Source organism: Aeromonas sp. FL131 (assembly GCF_049860615.1).
In the GTDB taxonomy this organism is placed as follows: Bacteria; Pseudomonadota; Gammaproteobacteria; order Enterobacterales; family Aeromonadaceae; genus Aeromonas; species Aeromonas hydrophila.
In genome coordinates this window covers 847,639-864,740 of the sequence record NZ_CP187595.1, presented here as the reverse complement: position 1 = coordinate 864,740, position 17,102 = coordinate 847,639, and the positions used below count along the sequence as shown (strand labels likewise).

General features: G+C 60.7%; 20 protein-coding genes. 2 read left to right on the top strand and 18 right to left on the bottom strand.

From position 1 onward, the window contains the following. Positions 1 to 83 precede the first annotated feature (83 nt). The gene (locus ACPW75_RS04155) at positions 84 to 407 is read right to left on the bottom strand and encodes a hypothetical protein (RefSeq protein WP_077096023.1); all 324 of its coding nucleotides are present in this window, start codon (positions 405 to 407) and stop codon (positions 84 to 86) included. Then, on the bottom strand, positions 404 to 2,422 hold the full coding sequence (locus ACPW75_RS04150; RefSeq protein WP_179101390.1) for a reprolysin-like metallopeptidase: 2,019 nt from the start codon (positions 2,420 to 2,422) through the stop codon (positions 404 to 406). Before ACPW75_RS04150 ends, ACPW75_RS04155 begins: the two co-directional genes overlap by 4 nt. Positions 2,423 to 2,631: 209 nt before the next feature. Here ACPW75_RS04150 and ACPW75_RS04145 point away from each other — a divergent pair, with 209 nt between their 5' ends. Further along, the gene (locus ACPW75_RS04145) at positions 2,632 to 3,843 is read left to right on the top strand and encodes an RsmB/NOP family class I SAM-dependent RNA methyltransferase (protein WP_024943892.1); all 1,212 of its coding nucleotides are present in this window, start codon (positions 2,632 to 2,634) and stop codon (positions 3,841 to 3,843) included. 77 nt (positions 3,844 to 3,920) lie between these two features. Here ACPW75_RS04145 and ACPW75_RS04140 read toward each other — a convergent pair whose 3' ends face one another. Then, entirely contained in the window at positions 3,921 to 4,265 is a 345-nt protein-coding gene (locus ACPW75_RS04140) for a Grx4 family monothiol glutaredoxin (protein WP_010673955.1), read from the bottom strand. Between the two features lie 286 nt (positions 4,266 to 4,551). On the opposite strand from ACPW75_RS04140, the gene sodB reads away from it, so the two are divergent. Continuing rightward, positions 4,552 to 5,133, top strand: a complete 582-nt coding sequence (gene sodB / locus ACPW75_RS04135; RefSeq protein WP_016350066.1) for a superoxide dismutase [Fe] — start codon at positions 4,552 to 4,554, stop codon at positions 5,131 to 5,133. Positions 5,134 to 5,259: 126 nt separating this feature from the next. On the opposite strand, the gene ACPW75_RS04130 is transcribed toward sodB, so the two are convergent. From ACPW75_RS04130 to ACPW75_RS04060, 15 genes are all read right to left on the bottom strand, one after another. Next, positions 5,260 to 6,072 carry an MlaA family lipoprotein gene (locus tag ACPW75_RS04130; protein ID WP_016350065.1) on the bottom strand — a complete coding sequence of 271 codons (813 nt, stop codon included), beginning with the start codon at positions 6,070 to 6,072 and terminating at the stop codon, positions 5,260 to 5,262. An 80-nt stretch (positions 6,073 to 6,152) separates the two neighbouring features. After that, the gene (gene ccmI / locus ACPW75_RS04125) at positions 6,153 to 7,427 is read right to left on the bottom strand and encodes a c-type cytochrome biogenesis protein CcmI (protein ID WP_077096027.1); all 1,275 of its coding nucleotides are present in this window, start codon (positions 7,425 to 7,427) and stop codon (positions 6,153 to 6,155) included. Next, a complete protein-coding gene (locus ACPW75_RS04120) occupies positions 7,424 to 7,903 on the bottom strand; it encodes a cytochrome c-type biogenesis protein (RefSeq protein ID WP_011705303.1) in 480 nt (159 codons plus the stop codon). The genes ccmI and ACPW75_RS04120 overlap by 4 nt, the downstream gene beginning before the upstream one ends. Before the next feature lie 11 nt (positions 7,904 to 7,914). Further along, complete coding sequence (locus ACPW75_RS04115; protein WP_005298853.1) at positions 7,915 to 8,445, bottom strand: DsbE family thiol:disulfide interchange protein; 531 nt, start codon at positions 8,443 to 8,445, stop codon at positions 7,915 to 7,917. After that, positions 8,442 to 10,397 (bottom strand): heme lyase CcmF/NrfE family subunit, encoded by a 1,956-nt coding sequence (locus tag ACPW75_RS04110; RefSeq protein WP_011705302.1) that lies wholly within the window; start codon positions 10,395 to 10,397, stop codon positions 8,442 to 8,444. The genes ACPW75_RS04115 and ACPW75_RS04110 overlap by 4 nt, the downstream gene beginning before the upstream one ends. Before the next feature lie 82 nt (positions 10,398 to 10,479). After that, the gene (ccmE, locus tag ACPW75_RS04105) at positions 10,480 to 10,971 is read right to left on the bottom strand and encodes a cytochrome c maturation protein CcmE (RefSeq protein ID WP_011705301.1); all 492 of its coding nucleotides are present in this window, start codon (positions 10,969 to 10,971) and stop codon (positions 10,480 to 10,482) included. Beyond that, positions 10,968 to 11,174: a heme exporter protein CcmD gene (ccmD, locus tag ACPW75_RS04100; RefSeq protein ID WP_011705300.1), complete on the bottom strand. Its 207-nt coding sequence runs from the start codon at positions 11,172 to 11,174 to the stop codon at positions 10,968 to 10,970. Before ccmD ends, ccmE begins: the two co-directional genes overlap by 4 nt. Positions 11,175 to 11,176: 2 nt before the next feature. After that, positions 11,177 to 11,917, bottom strand: a complete 741-nt coding sequence (locus tag ACPW75_RS04095) for a heme ABC transporter permease (protein WP_011705299.1) — start codon at positions 11,915 to 11,917, stop codon at positions 11,177 to 11,179. 163 nt (positions 11,918 to 12,080) lie between these two features. Further along, on the bottom strand, positions 12,081 to 12,749 hold the full coding sequence (gene ccmB / locus ACPW75_RS04090; RefSeq protein WP_011705298.1) for a heme exporter protein CcmB: 669 nt from the start codon (positions 12,747 to 12,749) through the stop codon (positions 12,081 to 12,083). A gap of 5 nt (positions 12,750 to 12,754) precedes the next feature. Then, the gene (gene ccmA, locus ACPW75_RS04085; RefSeq protein WP_077096029.1) at positions 12,755 to 13,390 is read right to left on the bottom strand and encodes a cytochrome c biogenesis heme-transporting ATPase CcmA; all 636 of its coding nucleotides are present in this window, start codon (positions 13,388 to 13,390) and stop codon (positions 12,755 to 12,757) included. Positions 13,391 to 13,544: 154 nt separating this feature from the next. Beyond that, complete coding sequence (locus ACPW75_RS04080; RefSeq protein WP_011705296.1) at positions 13,545 to 13,931, bottom strand: DUF2802 domain-containing protein; 387 nt, start codon at positions 13,929 to 13,931, stop codon at positions 13,545 to 13,547. An 18-nt stretch (positions 13,932 to 13,949) separates the two neighbouring features. After that, positions 13,950 to 14,438 (bottom strand): chemotaxis protein CheW, encoded by a 489-nt coding sequence (locus tag ACPW75_RS04075; RefSeq protein WP_005298836.1) that lies wholly within the window; start codon positions 14,436 to 14,438, stop codon positions 13,950 to 13,952. 69 nt (positions 14,439 to 14,507) lie between these two features. Next, entirely contained in the window at positions 14,508 to 15,380 is an 873-nt protein-coding gene (locus ACPW75_RS04070) for a chemotaxis protein CheW (protein ID WP_077096030.1), read from the bottom strand. Next, a complete protein-coding gene (locus ACPW75_RS04065) occupies positions 15,377 to 16,171 on the bottom strand; it encodes a ParA family protein (RefSeq protein ID WP_011705294.1) in 795 nt (264 codons plus the stop codon). Before ACPW75_RS04065 ends, ACPW75_RS04070 begins: the two co-directional genes overlap by 4 nt. Before the next feature lie 4 nt (positions 16,172 to 16,175). Beyond that, positions 16,176 to 17,102, bottom strand: a complete 927-nt coding sequence (locus tag ACPW75_RS04060; RefSeq protein WP_077096031.1) for an OmpA family protein — start codon at positions 17,100 to 17,102, stop codon at positions 16,176 to 16,178.

Genomic DNA, 17,102 nt, shown 5'->3' with positions numbered 1-17,102 from the left:
CTGCAAAAAAAGAGGGGGGCTCACGCCTCCCTCCCTTGGTATAACCTTCGCACGCTCTTGGTACGTAATGCCCACCGGCAGGCTTATTGCTTGCCAGAGGTAGCGGGACAATGCGCCAGCATGCGCCGGTTGTAATCAGCCGCGTAGGCCGCCAGCTTGGCCTGGGCCTCTTCCTGCCCGGGCTTGATGACATCCCCCAGACCATCGAGGTAGCGCACGCCGCAGCGCGCCTTGGCCGAGGCCTGCTGCTCCGGTGCGATGCCGGGCGCCACCTCGCCGCGCCCGGCCCGCACGATCAGCCGGTAATCCTGCTTGGCCAGACTGGCGCTGACCGCCTGCTCCAGGGTATCGGCGTCGGCCTGACAGCCGCCAAGCAAGGCCACCAGCACCAGCCAGCCAGCCCTCATCCGCGCCTCCGTTGCCAACCCAGCAGGGCCAGCGCCAGAGTCCAGAGACCGAGGGCGCCACCACCGCCGCCACCGCCCGAACTGCCGCCGCTTTGGGCGACCGGCAGCTTGGCCGGACTGATGGCGAAGAAGATGTTGTCGCTGCAAGCCACTTTCAGGCGGGCGGCGCTGGCCAGATCCGCCGGCAGGGTGACGGTGGCTGCGCCGCTGTTGGGCTGACTGACCGCCAGATTGCTCCAGCTGGTCCCCTCGTTCTGGGTGATGAACAGATCCACCTTGCTGCAGCTGATCGGCGCCAGCGTGGTGCCGGCCACATCCCAGCCGACCACCTGGCTGGCCCCCGGCGTCAACGCCACCCCAAGCGGGGCGGTCAGCCGGAAGGCGCTGCCGGTGTTGACCACCTGAACCTTCATGTCGTCGCTGGCGACACCGCCCTTGCCATCACGCACCGTCAACCGGAAGTTGAGATCCCGGTTGGTGGTGGGCCAGGCCTCGCCCTTGGCGAGCGTGCCCGAGAGCAGAGAGGGCAGGCTCGGCAGGATCCGCTCCGGCGAGCTGGTGGGGGACACGAAACGGAACAGCGGCCGGCTGCCATCGTCCACCATGGTGGCCGGGCTGCTCGACTCCGTGCCCAAATCAATCTGCTCCCAGGTGTAGGTCAGGGGATCCCCGTCCAGATCGGCGCCGGCCCCCTTGAGCACGAACGGCGTGTTGGCCGGAATGATGCGGCTGGCCCCGGCCGCCGCCTGGGGCGCATTGTTGACGAGGTTGAGGGTAGTGCCGCAGGCCGGCACGGTCGCCATGTGCGCTCGCATCTGCTCGATGGACTTGCTGTGGAAATAGGGGTCGCTGTGGGGCTGGATGTTCTCGTCCCCGCAGATCCCGGCATAGGCCATGATGGAGGTGCCGCTGCCCGGCTCCCAGGCTTGGGTCGCCTCCCGATTGCCGCTGCCACAGCTGTTGGTGGTGCCGTTGAAGGTATGGTCGGCGCCGAACTGGTGACCGATCTCGTGGGCCACGTAGTCGATAAAGAAGGCATCCCCAACCGGCGTGGCCGAGCCGGTCATACCAGCCGACTTGTCAGTGGTGCACAGCACGCCGAGGCCGGCCAGGCCACCGCCCCCAGTATTGAGCACATGACCGATATCGAATGCCCCCAGATCACCATTGGCGAAGGCGTCGCCCTGCACCTGGACGTTCTTGCTGGTATCGTTTCTCTCATAGATGCTGCTAACTCCGCTCACATAGTCGGGGTTATCGCCATTGTAGAAAGGGTCCGTTGCCGGATCGATGAAAATAACGGAGTCGTTGCCGCTGGCCAGCTGAAACTCGGCCCCCACATCGCGCTGGTACACCTCGTTGACCCGGCCGAGCAGGGTGGCGATGGCCGCGGTGGCCAGCGCCTTGGATCCGCCGTAAAACTGGGTGTACTCCCCCGCCGCCGAGATGGCGATGGCGTAACGCTTGCGCACGTTGCCATCCACCTGCACCTTGTGCGCCAGCGCCCTGCTGGCCTCGCTGCCGATAACCTTGTCCGCTTCCTCCTCCAGCCGGCTGTAGGCATCCTGCTGGTAATAGACGGCATAACCGTCAGCATTGCGCAGCGGGTCGACGAACACCGTCTTGCCCTGATGGGTGAACATGGCATGAAAGCCCAGCGGCCCCAGATCAAAACGTCCCGTCTCTACCGGTGCCGCCGGGTTATGGCCCTTGAAGGTCAGGATCTCGGGGAATTTGGCCGCCTGATCGGCCGGCAGCAGATCATAGGCCTGCAGGGTGAAGGTCACCTCTCCCCCATCGGGCAACGGCAGGGTCAGCGAACGGGCCCCGGCCTGCAGGCCGGCAAAATAATCGATGGGCACCTTGGCGACCCGAAACTGGTTGGCCCGCACTTCATAGCCGTCGGCGGCGCTGGCGCGCGCCACCACCGTGTCCCACTCCTTGGCCGCGAGGCCACCCGAGCTCATCAGGCTGGCTACCACCAGCGCCAAGGGAGAAAATTTCATCAACTGCATCTTTTTAGTCCTTTTAAATGCACTCACCCAAACTGCAACTGGCATCATTCGCCTGCCGCCCTGCTTAGTACAGCACCACCTGGCGGATATTCCCCGAATGGGGAGTGTTGCACCAACCCTGTCTAGCCCCTATCATTGCGCGGATTTATCAGTTTTTGAGCCGCGTCACCATGACGACGGTTCGTCTTTATCTGACCAAGGTTAATCTCATGCTCAAATCCCCACTGTTGCCCCGTTTCGGGGACCTGGTCGTTGCCATTGTTGACGATGTGCTGGGCCAGGGTCTCACCCTGGACCGCGCCTATGCCCGTCACTTCTCCGGCATCGAACTCAAACCGCAAGAACAGGCAAGGATTGCCCTGGTCACCGGCGATCTGCTGCGTCGCCTCAGCCTCTATTGCGCACTGACCGGCATCCAGGTCCGTCAGGCCGAGAAGAACGTCTGGCCGCTGCTGCACAGCTGGCACGCTTTTCACAAGATAGCCCAACCCAACCATCCGACGCTGGATCGCTTCAATGAAGAGGCGTTTCGTCGCCGTCTGACCGAAGCCAAGAAGAACCCGGTGCTGATGGATGGCTGCCCGACCTGGCTGGAAAAACTCGGCAGCGAGCAACTGGGCGACGCCTGGCCTGCCGAGCGTGCCGCGCTGGCCTGGATGCCCAAGCGTTACCTGCGGGTCAACAGCCTCAAGTGCACCCGTGAAGAGCTGCAGGCCGCACTGGCCAAAGAACAGGTCACCACCATTCCAGTGGAAGGGGTCGATTCGGCCCTGCAAGTGACCTCGGATGCCGCCCTGTTTCGTACCAAGGCCTTTGCCGACGGCTGGTTCGAGCAGCAGGATGCCGGCTCCCAGCAGGTTGCAGCCGCGCTGGAAGTGAGCCCCGGCATGCGCGTCATCGATGCCTGCGCCGGTGCCGGTGGCAAGACCCTGCATCTGGCCGCCATGATGGAGGGCAAGGGCCGCCTGCTGGCGATGGATGTGGAAGAGTGGAAGCTCGAAAACCTCAAGCAGCGCGCCCGCCGCGCCGGGGCCCACAACGTGGAAACCCGGGTGATCACCAGCAGCAAGACCGTCAAGCGCCTCAAAGAGAGTGCGGATCGCGTGCTGCTGGACGTGCCCTGCTCCGGCCTCGGCGTGCTCAAGCGCAATCCGGATGCCAAGTGGCGCGACACCGCCGAGCGGCTGCCGGTGCTGGTTGCCCTGCAGGCGGAGATCCTGCAGCGCTACAGCCAGATGGTGAAGGTGGGTGGTCTGCTGGTCTATGCAACCTGCTCCATCCTGCCGGAAGAGAACCGTCAGCAAGTGGACAAGTTCCTCGCCGCCAATGAAAACTACCGCCTGCGCGATGACCACACCGTCAGCCCGGCCGCCACCGGCTTCGATGGCTTCTACATGGCACGCATCGAACGCATTGCCTGATGCCTGTCGTGAAATAAAGTTGTGAAATAAAAAAGGGGAGCCAGCGGCTCCCCTTTTTGCATGATGCGGATGCTGCCTTATTCGGCGGCGGCGTCATCCTGCTTGTGTTTGGCGGCAGTTTCCTTGATTAGGGTCTGCAGCTCGCCGGCCTGGAACATCTCGATCATGATGTCGCAGCCACCGACCAGCTCACCTTCCACCCACAGCTGGGGGAAGGTCGGCCAGTTGGCAAACTTCGGCAATTCGGCGCGGATATCCGGGTTTTGCAGGATGTCGACGTAAGCAAACGGCTCGCCACAGGACATCAGGGCCTGGGAGGCCTGGGCAGAGAAACCGCAGCTGGGTAGCTTGGGGGAGCCCTTCATGTACAGGATGATGGGGTTTTCAGCCAGCTGCTGTTTAATCTTTTCAATAGTTTCCATAGGTGCCTCACTAGAGCGATTTCGGCGGCCATTCTACTGCAATCCGGACAGACCACAAACTGGCAAACCACCTCGGATGCAAGAAGTGATGAATCAATACGTCGCAGCTTGATCCGGATCATGGCGAGAATCAAGAGTTGTTAGCCCATCTTTGATGCTGGTACAATCGATGGGCTTTGGGCCATCTGGCCCCCTTATTTCAAGAACAATTCTTTTCAAGATAGAAAAGAGTACGCAATGTCTTGCAACCGTCGCCTTCGCACGGCCAGCCAATGGAGAGTAGAAAATGGCATTCGAACTTCCCGCTCTGCCCTATGCAATCAATGCTCTGGAACCGCACATCTCCCAGGAAACTCTGGAATACCACCACGGCAAGCACCACAACACCTATGTGGTCAACCTGAACAACCTGGTGCCGGGTACCGAGTTTGAAGGCAAGTCTCTGGAAGAGATCATCAAGACCTCCACTGGCGGCATCTTCAACAACGCCGCCCAGATCTGGAACCACACCTTCTACTGGCACTGCCTCTCCCCGAACGGCGGTGGCGAGCCCACTGGCGCCCTGGCAGATGCCATCACCAAGGCCTTCGGCTCCTTCGCCGAGTTCAAGGATGCGTTCACCAAGTCTGCCATCGGCAACTTCGGTTCCAGCTGGACTTGGCTGGTGAAAAAGGCTGACGGCTCCCTGGCCATCGTCAACACCTCCAACGCCGGTTGCCCGCTGACCGAAGCCGGTACCACTCCGCTGCTGACCGTCGACCTGTGGGAACACGCCTACTACATCGATTTCCGCAACCTGCGTCCGAAGTACATGGAAACCTTCTGGACCCTGGTCAACTGGGAATTCGTGGCCAAGAACCTGGCCTGATAGCCCCCGTTCTTGCCAAAACGCCCCGCTCTTGCGGGGCGTTGTTTTTATGCCTGTGCAACAGCAGAGACGAAAAAGGCGCCCGCAGGCGCCTTTGTTACGTTACTCGAGCCGGATACGCTGGCATCACTGGTCGATTTCATCCAGATAGTCGTCCAGATTGCTGTCGTCTTGCTTCTCCTGCTGCTCTTGCTTGAGCTCGGTCTGACGACCGGTCACCTTGTTCTGGTTGTACTGCAGATAGAAGTCCTTGGTCAGGGCGTAAGGATCGAGCGCGTTGTCGATGATCCGCTCCTGATCGATCAGCTTGGAACGGGTACCCAGACCATCCAGCGCCCAGTGCACCACCTTCAACGGGAAAGTCAGCAAGGCATAAGGGAAATACAAGGTATCCACAGTATCCCCCACCAGCTTGCGGGTGGTGGTCGGGCCGTAGACCGGCACCATCAGGTAGGCGCCATCGCCGATATCGGCGCGGCCCAGCACGGTATTGAGCTCCAGCTTGTTGCGCGCCAGACCGGCATGCTTGGCCACATCGAAGATACCCAGCAGACCCACTGTGGTGTTGAGGGTGAAGCGACCCAGGTTGGTGCCCGCCCCCTTCAAATCGCCGGTGATGAGATGGTTGACCATGCTGCTCGGCTCGTTGAAGTTTTCCACCAGGTTTTCGATGCCGTCCTTCATTCCCTGCGGGATATAGCGGGCGTAGCCATGCACCACTGGACGGGCCACATAGGGCTCCAGCACATCGTAGTTGACGGCCCACATGGCCCGGTTGGCGCCCTGGAACGGGTCACGACCATCGCTGGCCGTGCTGGTCGCACCGGGCCGGCTCGGCGTCTCCTTGAGGTCAAGGCTCTCGGGCCCCTGCTTGGGCGGGCCGCCAGCACAGCCGCCCAGCAACAAGGCCACCATCAATGCCCCTACACGCACATACATATGGAAGTCCTAGCTTTTTATTGTGATTAATCTGAATTATAGGCAGCCCGGCCCCATCGAGGGGCCGGGCCAAAGGCGTATTAGAGGGCGTGATCGATGCGGATGTCAATCGGCGCTGAAGGAATCGAACCGGTAGCAACCGGAACGGAGACGCCTTCAAACGCCCCTTCCTTGTTCATGACGTTGCCGCCACGGGAGAGGCGCGCCTTGAACTGCAGCTCGGGGTAGGCAGCCAGCTTGTTGCCTTCCATCATGGCGTCACCGTCACCCAGCGACAGGGTCAGCGGGAAGTGCGGCCCCGGGATACGCTTGACCGCGATGGGCATGGGCGGTCCGTTGGGGATCACCGCAAACACGAACAGATGGGCATCTTCCGGCAGTGCAATGCCATCGGCCAGCGTCACCTTGAGCGGGAACTCGCCAGCCTTCACCTCCAGCACCTGGTCAGAGGCCGCGTTCTGCCCGCTCGCCTCAGCCGGCACGGCCGCACTGGCCATGCCGCGCTTCTTCAACTGCTGCTCGGCATAGTCGATGGAGCGCTCCACCATGGTGTAACGGGTCGAGCCCTTCTCCATCAGCGGCAGCATCTCGCGCCAGCGTTGCAGAGCGGTCTTGAAGTCCTCTTTTTGCAGCGCCATGAAGGCGTAGACGGAGCGCGCCTCGATATTGGCCGGATCCTGGGCAATGGCCACCCGCAGCAGCTGATCGGCCTGCGCGTCATCCCCTGTCATCATCAGCGCCTGGGCGTAGGGCACCGCCACCATCGCCTTCTGCGGGGCCAGTCCGTAGGCCCGCTCCAGCGCCTCGCGGGCCATCTCGGGATCATTGCCATCCAGTGACAGCCGACCCAGCAGCAGCCAGCCGCGATAATCGTTCGGCTCGTCCTTCAGGCGGGTACGCAGGGCCAGAGTGAAGTCCAGCAGATCCTGCTCGGTCACCTCGGCATTGCGCTCCACCAGGATGCGGTTGCTGAGCTCACCGAGCCGGCTGTTGGCATCTTGCCAGCGGCTGACCTCCTGCCAGGAGCCGAGCTTGTAGTAGAGCCCCAGGCTCACCACCAGCAGCACCAGCACACCCGGGATCCAGATCATGCTCTTGCCGCCGCGGGCGGTCTGCTCCACGTCGGGGATGTCGTCCAGCAGGCTGCGTTGCAGCTCGATCAGGGAGTCCTGTTCTTCCGCCAGCACCCCTTGCTCGCGCTCTTCCCCGATCTCCAGCAGACGCTGGCGATAGAGCTGTTTGTTGAGGGCCGAGCGGCTGATGCTCTGCTTGCCCTCACCCCGCCACAACGGCAGCACCAGTGCCAGACTCACCAGCACCAGCAGGGCCGCGATCACTATCCAAAATGCGGTCATTGTTTCTCTTCCTCTTTGAGCAGGGCAGCCAGACGACGCTGCTCCTCCGCGCTCAGGGCGCTATCCGCCGGCGTGGCAGCCGCGGGACGACGGCGACTGCGCACCACCACCATGACGACACCGATGACGATCACCAGCAGGGGCCCGAGCCAGAGGATCAGGGTCGACGCCATCAGCGGCGGGTTGTACAGGATGAAGTTGCCGTAGCGGGCGACCATGTAATCCACCACTTCCTGCTTGTCCTTGCCCTCGCGCACCATCTGGTAGGTCTTGTCCCGCAAGTCCTTGGCCAGGCCCGCGTTGGAGTCGGCGATATCCTGGTTCTGGCACTTGGGACAGCGCAGCTCCTTGGTCAGCTCGCGAAAGGTCTGCTCCTGGGCGTCGCTGTCGAAGGTGTAGACATCGATGGCGGCCAGCGCCTGGCCCGCCCCGCCCAGTCCTGCCAGCAGCAGCAGGGACGCAATAAACATTCTCATCAGGCTCTCCCTCACTTCATGGCGTCATAGATGGGTTTGAGGGTGCTGGCCCACACCTCGGGGTTGACGTCCCCCACGTGGCGATAGCGAATGATGCCCTGACTGTCGATGAAGAAGGTCTCCGGCGCGCCGTAGACCCCCAGATCCAGCCCCAACATGCCGTCGGGATCATAAAGATTGATCTGGTAGGGATTGCCGAGCTCCGCCAGCCAGTTGATGGCCTTGGCCCGCTCATCCTTGTAGTTCATGCCGACGATGTAGATCCCCTGCCCCGCCAGCTGCTTGAGGTAGGTGTGCTCCCCATAGCAGGTCGGGCACCAGGTGGCCCAGACGTTGAGCAGCATGGGGCGCCCCTTGAGGATGCTCCTGTCATGCTGCTTATTGAGGTCGTAGATGTCCTGCAGGGTGAACACGGGCACTTCCTTGCCCACCATCACGGACTCGAGCTTGGTGGGATCGGAGTAGAGCCCCTTGAACAGAAACACGGCCCCCAGCAAAAACACGATGAAGGGGATCAGAAACAACCAGGTCTTCTTGCTCATGCCTTGGCCTCCTCGTCACGACGACCGAAACGGTAGCGCTTGTCCAGCATCGCCAGCACGCCGCCGATGGCCATGAAGACGCCGCCGAACCAGATCCAGCGCACGAAGGGTTTGTAGTAGATCCGCACCGCCCAGGCGCCGCTGTCGAGCTGCTCGCCGAGCGCCGCGTAGAGATCCCGGGTGAAGCCGGCATCGATGGCCGCCTCGGTCATCGGCATCCGGGTCACCTTGTACATGCGTTTCTCCGGCTTGAGCAGGGCGACCTGCTTGCCGTCCTTGTGCACTTCCAGCACGCCCTTGAAGCCGTCGTAGTTGGGGCCGTTCTTCTCCTTGATACCGGTGAAGACAAACTCGTAGTCGGCAAACTGGACCCGATCGCCGGCCTGCATCCGCAGATCCTTCTCGATGCTGTAGTTCTGGGTACAGGCGATGCCGATGATACTCACCGCAAGGCCCACGTGACCCAGGATCATCGCCCAGTGGCTGTTGCCAAGCCGGCGCACGCCGACGGCGAAGCTGTGCTTGTGGGTGGCACGCACCCAGGTCTCCTGCACGCTGGTCACTATGATCCAGGCACCAAGCCCGATACCGAGCGCAGCCCAGGGCTTGAACTCCTCGGCCAGCAGCAGCGGCAGCAAAATGGCGGCTGCCAGGCTCAATACCAGCGCCAGCACCACCTTGCCCTTGAGCTCGCCCAGCTCCTGGCGACGCCAGCGAAACAGCGGACCGACCCCCAGCAACAGGGCGAACGGAATGATCAGCCAGCTGTAGATGTGGTTGAAGAAGGGAGTACCGATGGAGATGCTACCCAGCCCCAGCTCCTTGTGTACCAGCGGCAGCAGGGTGCCAAGCAGCACGGTCAGCAGACCCGCCACCAGCATGATGTTGTTGCACAGCAGCAGGGTCTCGCGGCTCCACAACTCGTGCTTGCCGTGGCTTCTCACCTGGGAGCCCTTGAAGGCAAACAGCAGCAAGGATGAACCGATTACCGCCAACAGGAAGCCCAGAATGAACAGGCCGCGGGTCGGGTCGGAGGCAAACGCATGCACCGACACCAGCACGCCGGAGCGCACCAGGAAGGTACCCAGCAGGCTCAGAGAGAAGGCGGAGAGCGCCAGCAGCACGGTCCAGGCCTTGAAGGTGGCGCGTTTTTCACTCACCGCCAGCGAGTGCAGCAGGGCGGTACCCGCCAGCCAGGGCATGAAGGAGGCGTTTTCTACCGGATCCCAGAACCACCAGCCGCCCCAGCCGAGCTCGTAATAGGCCCACCAGGAGCCCAGCACGATACCCAGGGTGAGGAAGACCCAGGCCGCCATGGTCCAGGGACGCGACCAGCGCGCCCAGGTGGCATCGAGCCGGCCAGTCATCAAGGACGCGATGGCGAAGGCAAAGGCCACCGAGAAGCCCACATAGCCCATGTAGAGCATCGGCGGGTGGAAGATGAGACCCGGGTCCTGCAACAGCGGGTTGAGGTCGCGCCCATCCACCGGAAAGTAGGGCAAGGTGCGGATGAAGGGGTCGGAGGTAAACAGCACGAAGGCGGTAAAACCGACCGAGATGAGGCCGAGTACGCCGAGCACCCGCGCCACCGCGTCGAGCGGCAGGCGACGGCTGAACATGGCGACGGCCGCAGTCCAGCCCCCCAGGGTCAGCACCCACAGCAGCAGGGAACCCTCGTGGGCGCCCCACACCGCGGAGATGCGATAGGCCAGCGGCAGCAGGCTGTTAGAGTTGGTGGCCACGTACTGCACGGTAAAATCGTTGTCGATAAAGGCCCAGGTCAGGCACAGGAACGACAGCAACAGCAGCAGGAACTGGGCATAGGCCAGCGGACGGGCCGCCGACATCATGCCAAGGCGCCCCCATTTGGCCCCGAGCAGCGGATAGCTGCCTAGCAGCAGGGCGGTGGCGAAGGCCAGGATCAGTGAAAACTGTCCCAATTCAGGGATCATGGCTGAACTCCTTTCAAATGAGCCGCAGCACGAACCTGTAAACCGGCTTGAAAAGGTGAAAACGGTGCGAATGCTGCCGGGATCATTGCTTGCTCCCCTTCAGCTGCGCCTCGGTATATTCCGGCTTGAAGTGCATGCCGTTGGTGGCATCGGCCACTTCTGGCGGCATGTAGTTCTCATCGTGCTTGGCCAGCACCTCGAAGGCGGCGACCGTGGTGGCATCCTTGAGGGTACCCTGGGCGACGATGCCCTGCCCTTCGCGGAACAGATCCGGCAGGATACCGTCAAACTCGACGGTCACCAGATGCCCGCCGTTGTCCACCAGCTTGAAGGCCACCTTGAGGCTCTGGGGATCCCGCTGTACCGAACCCGGGACCACCAGACCGCCGATGCGCAGGCGCTGTCCCTCTTCCGGCTTGATCTTGTCCGGGCCCTTGCCCTCCACCAGCTCGCTCGGGGTATAGAAGAGATCAATGTTCTGGCTGAGGGCATAGAGCACCAGGCCGATCACCGCGGCAAGCCCGGCACTGATCGCCAGGATGATGGTGAGGCGTTTCTTGCGTCTCGGGTTCATAGGGTGTTCTCCATCTGCTGGGCCGCCTTGCGGCGGGCCTCGCGCGCCTGCTTGTTGCGCAGTTCACCGAGCAGGGCACGGGTTTTCATACGGGTGGAAATGACGATGCCGACCAGGCAGAGCAGGGTCAGACCGAAAGAGAGCCAGACGTAGAAGGCGTAACCGCCCATCGCCAGAAAGTCACTGAATGAGGCAAAGTGCATGCTTACTTCTCCTGCTCGGCTATCTCTTTGACCCAGGGGCGGTGCCACTCCCGCATCAAGAGCTCGTTTCGAAAACGCATCAGGGAGAGGGCCCCGAGGAAGGCGGCAAAGGCCAGGATCATGATGAGCAGCGGCCACAGCATCTCGGGGGAGATGGAGGGCTTGTCAAACTTGGTGATGCTGGCGCCCTGGTGCAGGGTGTTCCACCACTCCACCGAGTAGTGGATGATCGGCAGGTTGATCACCCCCACCAGCGCCAGGATGCCAGCAGCGCGACCGGCCAGCACCTTGTCGCTGAAGGCGTTGTAGAGGGCGATGACGCCGAGGTAGAGGAACAGCAGGATCAGCTCGGAGGTGAGTCGCGCATCCCACACCCACCAGGTGCCCCACATGGGTTTGCCCCAGGCGGCGCCGGTAAACAGTGCGATGAAGGTGAACACGGCGCCGACCGGCGCGACCGCGGCCACCGTCATGTCCGCCATCCGCAACTGCCACACCAGACCGATGAAGGCGGCTACCGCCATGGTGGAGTAGGCCCCCATGGAGAGGATCGCGGCCGGAACATGGATGTAGATGATCCGGAAGGAGTCGCCCTGCTGATAATCCGCAGGTGCAAAGGCCAGCCCCCAGAGGGTGCCGATGATGAATGCCAGCAGGCTTGTCACGGCAAACCAGGGCAGCAGGGTCCCTGCCAGCTGGTACGCGCGCTCGGGTTTAGCGTAAGGGTGCAACCATTTCCACATAGCTCACAAAACCTTTCTGTTATTAATATCGTGGCGAGGCCTACCATACCCACTGCCGGAAAACATCACATCCCCCGAAAGCAATAAGCAGCCATCCTCTTGATCTATCTCAATTATATTTTTTATAACGGCCCTTCCATGGCCACTTTTTCAGACGCTTTCGTCAATTCACGCTGACTCGCAGCGCCGCCGAGACCGCCAGCGGGGTCAGGGTCAACGCACCGGCCAGCATGGCCCCCAGAATCGCCAGCTGCCCCGAATAGGGCAGCCCCATCCCCGCTGCATCGATGGCAGAGGTGGCAAAAATCAGTACCGGAATATAGAGCGGCAGGATCAGCAGGCTGAGCAGTACCCCCCCCTTGCGCAAGCCGACCGTCAGGGCGACGCCGACCGCCCCGAGCAGGCTCAGCACGGGTGTCCCCAGCGCCAGGGTGGCGACCACCGCCAGATAGGTGTTCATGTCCAGCGACAGCAAAATGGCGAGCAGCGGGGAGATGAGCAGCAGTGGCAGGCCGGTCAGCAACCAGTGAGCGATCACTTTGGCCAGCGCCAGCAAGCCCAGCGGATGGGGCATCAGCATCATCTGCTCCAGCGCACCGTCGCCGAAGTCGTCGCGAAACAGCCGCTCCAGCGACAGCATGGCCGCCAGCAGGGCGGCCACCCAGATGATACCGGGAGCAATGCGGGCCAGCAGCTTGGGCTCAGGGCCGATCCCTAACGGAAACAGGGTGATGACGATGAGGAAAAACCAGAGCGGGTTGAGGATGTCGGAGCGCTGGCGCAGGGCCATCAACAACTCGCGGTGGATCAGGTGCATTACGGCGCGCAACATCAGAACTACTCCTGCAGCAAGGGCGTGAGAGAGAGGGTCTTCAACCGTCCCTGCATCAGGGTCATGTCCTGATGGGTGGTGAGGATCACCATGCCCCCTCGTTCGGCGTGGGTCAGGAACAGCCGCTCCAGCACCTTCACCCCCTGCTTGTCGATGGCGGTGAACGGCTCATCCAGGATCCAGAGCGCCGGCTTGTCACTGAGCCACAGGCGAGCCAACGCGACACGGCGCTGCTGGCCGGCGGAGAGCTGACCGGTGGGGTTTTCTTCAAACCCGGCCAGACCGACCTGGGCCAGTACCCGCCACAGATCCACGCTGGTATCGGCCGCATGGTGCAGTTTCTGGTAAAAGGCGAGGTTTTCGAGCGGTGTCAGGGCAGCCTTGACGCCAGGCTGGTGACCGAGATAGAGCAGATTGGCGTGATATTCATCGCGGCAACTGCGGATATTTTCACCATTCCAGCACACTTCACCGGCAAAGGGTTGAGACAAGCCGGTCAGCAAGCGCAGCAGGCTGGTCTTCCCTACCCCGTTGGGGCCTTCAATTTGCACCAGATCACCGGGAGCCACCGCAAAGGAGAGATGTTCAAACAGAGTGCGATCTTCACGCACGCAGCTCAGATTGTGAATTTGAAGCAGCATGAGGATGTAATCAGTGAAAAGAAGCGGCCTGCATATTAACACAGTATCGGGAAGCGTCTTTTCAAAGATGCCAATTATCAGCAGGATTTGTGGGGGAGATCCCGCCTTGAAGAGAGGGGAGGAAAATCAGGAAGGCGGATGCCTTCCCGAACATTCATGAGCGGCCTTTTCGCAATGAAATCAACAATTCAGCCTCGGCCTTAGGCAATTCACATTCATTCATGACCTCATCGAGGTCGGCACCGAGTTCCACCATCTTGGCGGCGCGGCTGTACAGGCGACGTTCCGGATCCTGCAGGGTCAGCTCCTGCTGGCGATCGTTGATCTGCTGCATGGCCCCTTCGACGGACTGCAGACGCTGGCCCATGCCGATGGCCCCGGTATGCAGCTCCATCATCTGCTTGCGCAGGCTCTCGAGCTGCCCTTGCAGCGTCTCCACCCTGGCCTCGGACTCTCGCTGGCCACGTCGGCTGCCAATTACCCCATACAGGGCCAGCACCAACGCCAGCAAGGACAACCCCAAGGCGGCAATTTCAATCATCAACACATTATCTTCCTATCAGAGGGAACCGATATCTTCCCACTCTTCATCGGAGAGCAGCTTGTTCAGATCGACCAGGATCAACAGTTGACCATCGCGGTTGCTGACACCCTGAATGAACTTGGCACTCTCTTCGGTACCCACCGCCGGGGCCGCGTCGATCTCGGAGGAGCGCAGATAAACCACCTCGGCCACGCTGTCGACCATGATGCCGATCACCTGCTTCTCCGCCTCGATGATGACGATACGCGAGTTCTCACTCACATCGCCGGAGGGCAGGCCGAAACGGGAACGGGTATCGATTACGGTCACCACGTTGCCGCGCAGGTTGATGATGCCCAGTACATACTCGGGTGCACCGGGCACAGGGGCGATCTCGGTGTAGCGCAGCACCTCCTGCACCTGCATCACGTTGATGCCGTAGGTTTCATTTTCCAGCTGGAAGGTGACCCATTGCAGCACTTCATCTTCAGCCAGATTCTGTGCAATATTGCGCTTTTCTGTCATGTTTTTATTCCTTTTATGAAAACGTCTACTGGTAAAACTAGCAATAAAACAGCCCGAGTGCAGAAGTTATCAGCGACCTTCTATGTTGACCCCGCGCTCCAGCAACAGGAGCAATTCCTTCACATGCAGCAGGGCACACATCTTCTCCTTGACCATGCCCGCCAGCCAGGGGCGTTTGCCCTCCTGATGGCGCCATTTGACCTGGTCACGATGCAATAACTCCGTTCCCTTCAGATGATGGCAGGCAAGTCCCCAAGGAGATTCACCCAGCATGATCAAATACTTGTAATCAGGCACTTCCAGATGCTGGCCGGGCATGACCCACTGCGCCGTGTCCACCACGTTCATCTTCTGTTCGCGGGAAGTCATGATCCCCTTGTACCAGCCTGGCTGACCAAACAGGGTGTTCACTTCTCCCAGTTGATGAATGCCGCCAAGCTCGGTCAACGGCACCGCAAAGGTGACACCGGCGACCTCAAAGAACAGCGCCTGAAACTCCTTGCCGGTATCGATATTCTCCCAGGTGGAGGGTGCAACCTCCTCCTGTGGCGCCAGCGCAACATCGGTCTCCGTCACCACCAGCGTGGCAGGATCCGCAGCTACAGGCTCGGGCATCACTTCGGGCCAGACTGGCTCGACGGGCAGCAGGGCATCTTCTGCCTCAATCTGGAGCGGCTCGCTGACGACCTCTTCATGGCTCAGCGCGTCGATTTCAAACTGCACCTGACCGACCTGAGCCAGCAATTCACTCAACTGCTCCAGCCGTTGATCCGCTTCCAGATAGGGTTGCGCCACCTTATCGGCAACCGGCTGGGGCTGACGCTGCAACTGGATGACGGGGGCAGAGTCAGGCTCGTCGGACGAATCCAGCAACAGCGCATCATCCAGCAACAGGGAGTGGAAGTAATCATCCATGGCCCGAACTTGGGTGGTATCTCTCATGATGTCACCTCATGAGCACGCTGACGCTCTTGCGCATCAAGATAGTTGAGCAGGGTCTCATAGGCATAGGTGCCACGGCTGCTCGGCGAATAGATGGAGGGGGGAATGTGAAGCAAACTGGCATCCCGGAATTTGGTATCTATGGGTATGACGGCATTCCATACCGCATTGCCGTGCTGCTCCTTGATGGACTGCAGTGTCATCAATGAGGCACGGGTTCGCTTGTCAAACATGGTGGGAATGACGGTATAACGGAACTTCTCCCGTTTGGAGCGCTGCATGATTTCAAACGTCTTCATCATCCGCTCCAGCCCTTTAAGCGCCAGAAACTCGGTCTGCACCGGCACCAGGATCCGGTCACACGCCGCCAGCGCATTGACCATCATGACCCCCAAGACAGGCGGGCAGTCGATCAACACATAATCGTACTGATCCTGAATACGCAGCAGTGCTCGCTTGAGCACCAGCCCCATCCCTTCCCGATTGCCCATCACCCGATCCAGGGTCGCCAGGGTGATTGATGCGGGCAGCAGATGAATGTTGTCAAACTTGGTGCGCAGCGTCAGTTTATTGACGAGTTCTGCCGTTGGTTTGACCGCCTGAAACAGCTCATAAAGAGTGCCATCCAGCCGGTCGGAATCAAAATCGAGATAAGAGGTCAGGGAGGCATGAGGGTCGGTGTCAATCAACAGCACCCGCTGACCGCGCTGGGCCAGAATACCGGCCAGCGAGACCACTGTGGTGGTTTTACCGACCCCACCCTTTTGGTTGGCAACCGTCCAAACAATCACTGTATCAATCCTGCCTCGTTGTTATGCGTATGCCACCACCTGGCAGCGTGATCACCTTGACCTCTCCTGCCTCAACCGCCTGTTGCACTGCCGGCACTGGTGTCTCCGTTACAGGCTGCACCGAGGGAGTTGATACCGGTACGGGTGGCACCCAGGCAAACTTGGAAATAGCGACCACCACCTTGCGATTCTGTAAACGCCCCTGCTCGGTACTGTTGTCCGTGAAGGGAGAAAACTCCCCGTAAGCTTCATAGGCCAACCGCTGCGGCGCTATCCCTTTGGCGATGAGTGCGGTGAGTACGGCTTCCGCCCTTGCCGCAGACAACGTCCAGTTAGAACGAAAAATTTCATTATTTATCTGCTGGTTATCGGTATAACCGCGCACTCTTACATAGTTATCGACCTGCTTCAGAATACTTGAAAGAGTATTTAGCACGGGATCGGCATTGGTACTCATGAAGGCGCTGCCACTGCCGAACAACAGACCTGAGCTCAACTCGACCGTCAACCAGTTGTCATTGAGCGTCAACTTGACTACCCCGGCATCGACCAGAGAACCCATGCTCTCCTGCAATTGCGTATCGATCTTTGCAAGAGTCATACCATCTTGCGCGATGGGAACACCTGAGATGGGAGCCAAAGAGGGTGAGCGGGCTGTGGCGCTCTCCAGAACCGAGGAGGCGGCAGACACCTCGTTGTTCAACAACGACTTTCCCTGCCCTTCCAGCAAACCGTCGCTGCGTGGCTGCATGACGTTGAATGCCTGGGTCATACCATCGATGACCGCGCGATACTTGTCCTTGTTGACCAGCGCCACCGAATAGAGCACCACGAACAGGGCGAAGATCAGCGTCATATAATCGGCGTAGGAAACCAGCCAGCGGTCGAGATGTTCCCGGCCTTGCAGATGCAAACGGTAGCGCTTGCGCAT

Bases quoted from the DNA above. Each gene is read 5' to 3' on its own strand.
- ACPW75_RS04155 (WP_077096023.1), bottom strand. From the start codon at position 407: ATGAGGGCTGGCTGGCTGGTGCTGGTGGCCTTGCTTGGCGGCTGTCAG.
- ACPW75_RS04150 (WP_179101390.1), bottom strand. From the start codon at position 2,422: ATGCAGTTGATGAAATTTTCTCCCTTGGCGCTGGTGGTAGCCAGCCTG.
- ACPW75_RS04145 (WP_024943892.1), top strand. From the start codon at position 2,632: ATGCTCAAATCCCCACTGTTGCCCCGTTTCGGGGACCTGGTCGTTGCC.
- ACPW75_RS04140 (WP_010673955.1), bottom strand. From the start codon at position 4,265: ATGGAAACTATTGAAAAGATTAAACAGCAGCTGGCTGAAAACCCCATC.
- sodB (WP_016350066.1), top strand. From the start codon at position 4,552: ATGGCATTCGAACTTCCCGCTCTGCCCTATGCAATCAATGCTCTGGAA.
- ACPW75_RS04130 (WP_016350065.1), bottom strand. From the start codon at position 6,072: ATGTATGTGCGTGTAGGGGCATTGATGGTGGCCTTGTTGCTGGGCGGC.
- ccmI (WP_077096027.1), bottom strand. From the start codon at position 7,427: ATGACCGCATTTTGGATAGTGATCGCGGCCCTGCTGGTGCTGGTGAGT.
- ACPW75_RS04120 (WP_011705303.1), bottom strand. From the start codon at position 7,903: ATGAGAATGTTTATTGCGTCCCTGCTGCTGCTGGCAGGACTGGGCGGG.
- ACPW75_RS04115 (WP_005298853.1), bottom strand. From the start codon at position 8,445: ATGAGCAAGAAGACCTGGTTGTTTCTGATCCCCTTCATCGTGTTTTTG.
- ACPW75_RS04110 (WP_011705302.1), bottom strand. From the start codon at position 10,397: ATGATCCCTGAATTGGGACAGTTTTCACTGATCCTGGCCTTCGCCACC.
- ccmE (WP_011705301.1), bottom strand. From the start codon at position 10,971: ATGAACCCGAGACGCAAGAAACGCCTCACCATCATCCTGGCGATCAGT.
- ccmD (WP_011705300.1), bottom strand. From the start codon at position 11,174: ATGCACTTTGCCTCATTCAGTGACTTTCTGGCGATGGGCGGTTACGCC.
- ACPW75_RS04095 (WP_011705299.1), bottom strand. From the start codon at position 11,917: ATGTGGAAATGGTTGCACCCTTACGCTAAACCCGAGCGCGCGTACCAG.
- ccmB (WP_011705298.1), bottom strand. From the start codon at position 12,749: ATGTTGCGCGCCGTAATGCACCTGATCCACCGCGAGTTGTTGATGGCC.
- ccmA (WP_077096029.1), bottom strand. From the start codon at position 13,390: ATGCTGCTTCAAATTCACAATCTGAGCTGCGTGCGTGAAGATCGCACT.
- ACPW75_RS04080 (WP_011705296.1), bottom strand. From the start codon at position 13,931: ATGATTGAAATTGCCGCCTTGGGGTTGTCCTTGCTGGCGTTGGTGCTG.
- ACPW75_RS04075 (WP_005298836.1), bottom strand. From the start codon at position 14,438: ATGACAGAAAAGCGCAATATTGCACAGAATCTGGCTGAAGATGAAGTG.
- ACPW75_RS04070 (WP_077096030.1), bottom strand. From the start codon at position 15,380: ATGAGAGATACCACCCAAGTTCGGGCCATGGATGATTACTTCCACTCC.
- ACPW75_RS04060 (WP_077096031.1), bottom strand. From the start codon at position 17,102: ATGCGCAAGCGCTACCGTTTGCATCTGCAAGGCCGGGAACATCTCGAC.